The organism is Methanospirillum sp. (assembly GCF_035560735.1).
Lineage (GTDB): Archaea > Halobacteriota > Methanomicrobia > Methanomicrobiales > Methanospirillaceae > Methanospirillum.
Map to the genome: position 1 here is coordinate 1 of NZ_DATMYY010000263.1, position 2,224 is coordinate 2,224.

The following is a 2,224-nucleotide window of genomic DNA, read 5'->3' on the forward strand; positions in this document are numbered from 1 at the left end:
TAATGGAACAGGACCTGCTCCAGTTATAACAATAGTCATTGCAACCGGACTGCTTTCGTACCTGCCTTTCTGATCATCATCAATCATTATCGGTGTGGCCCTGATTGTGGCATAACCGGGAGCTTTGGCATGCACCTTTACGGTTGCCAGATCAATTTTCGGTGCACCTGGATGCTGATTATCATTGGAGTCAACTCCCTGTATCAGATAGGAAGAATCAGATTGCTTTTGAATATCCTGAAGTCCGGTCCATTTTGGAAGATCTATACCGATGATATCAACAATGTCTGGGGTATCTAGTGAAATGATTAATCCATACCCGGATAGTCCACGGGAAGCACCGTCCATCAGAAGATGAACCTGAACATTATCACCAGTATTGCTCTCCACCAAATCCGGAGAAAAGAAGAGAACAGGCTGCGAAAGAGCCAGGGCCGGTGTGGAAAATATACTGATAAGGATAAATGCCGCAACCAGTCCTGAAATACGTGTTAATTTCATCATGATCACACCATCTTTTTCAGCATCACGATATCCCCGTACCCAATGAAACCACTCCCATCAAAGTCAAACTGGGTAACTGGTTCATTCTTCTGTGCAAACTGAAGATTTTTCAGGTAAACAACAGGATCATCATTCTCCAGCCATCCATTCCCGTTAATATCTTCGTATCTTCCATCTCCATCAGGATCAGTTGGCACGGAATAATTCCCTCCATCAGGTTTTGGGAACGGACTCACAGTGACATACGGGAACTTAACAGTTACAGCATTTTTCTTAATTGTTCCTGCAGAATATCCAGACTTTGCTATTGACAATGAAATAGAATAATGTCCTGGCTGAGTATAGGTGTGATTCGGACTCGAGATGATGGAACCACCCCCATCTCCAAAGTTCCATTTCCAGGAGTCAGGTCCTCCACTGGAAGTATCAGAAAAATGAACCGTAAGAGGTGGGTACCCACTTTCAGGAGAGATATCAAAATCTGCAGTCAGGTTCGGATTGTCAGTGGGTGTGGTGTTCTGCACAGTAGTATTATATACAGTATCAAGAGTCTCCCATTGGGTTACCGGAAGATTCTCCCCATAATCCGAATATGCCGCTGAGTAATCCATATACTCATTGATATAGAATGTACCGTTCGGTCTGAATGTAGAAGTCCCCCAGCTGTTCAGGCACTGCCAATATCCGGCTGTACCGTTATCGGTATACCCGGTAACCAGAACCATCTGACTTCCTCCGGTTGAGGTATAGGTGCTTCCTGCATAGGTGTCGATATCAAAGTATGACACATCCTGCAGCCCATAATCCCAGAACCGATCAAACTCATTCCAGGCATTCTGATCAGGAAGATAAAAAGTAAGTATTACCGGTTTTCCATTCTCCAGCATCTTTTTGATATTTTTTATCGCAGAATCCTGTGGGATATTTAATGTTTCAACACGTGAAACGTCAAGGCTTGTGAGTTTGTATGAAGGAGTCAGGTTGATAAGACTTGAATCAATATTTGAATGCCCTGTAGACGTAACATTTCCGTCGAAAAATGCGGCATTTGTATTGTTCCAGGGAATAACAGTTTTATTTCCACCGTACTTACCATTTAACATATAGAAATTCACAAATTCTGCAGAATTTCCTCCGTTGCATGCACAATCAGATGAGGAGTATGGAGATTTTCCCCCATTATGGTACTTTGAGTTGAGATATTGGACAGACAACCTATCATTTACACCATTCTGTGTTGAGTGCGCAACTTCAAGAGCACTGGTTCCAACCCATACCCAGCCATTTCCGCAGTCCTGTTGATCCCTCTCTGTTGCATTGTATGTAATGTAACGCAAAAGACTCATCGTGGACGAGTCGTCAAGATCTTTTTTGAGATCACTATTTTTCACTGATGCTAAAGGAGCATTCAGGTACTCAGAATTCCATTGCTTTCTCTGATCCTTTGAAGGATGTGCAATCATCGCTGAATGTGCAGATGTAGAGATAGCCGCTGTATCTGACTGGAATAATATTTTTGGAGCATCCATTTGGGAAGAGATACCTCTGTCTGCAACCCCTATGAGTGGAATGAGGCAGAGCAGTATTAAAACAGCCAGAACCTCCACTCGTCTCTGTGTACGTACCAAAATCAGTCCCCCGATATATTCATTTGATTATAATAATGGTAAACGAATAAAGGTTCCGGTAAGAGATAAGTGAAAAACAAAAGGGCATGATG

The 2,224-nt window shown here is 42.8% G+C and carries 2 protein-coding genes; both read right to left on the bottom strand.

The features are described 5' to 3' along the window. Nucleotides 1–504 (bottom strand): hypothetical protein (locus VN429_RS07420; protein ID WP_325631573.1); only part of this gene is annotated, 504 nt, incomplete at its 3' end. Nucleotides 505–506: 2 nt separating this feature from the next. Continuing rightward, nucleotides 507–2,132, bottom strand: a complete 1,626-nt coding sequence (locus VN429_RS07425) for a PKD domain-containing protein (protein WP_325631576.1) — start codon at nucleotides 2,130–2,132, stop codon at nucleotides 507–509. Nucleotides 2,133–2,224: the final 92 nt, after the last annotated feature.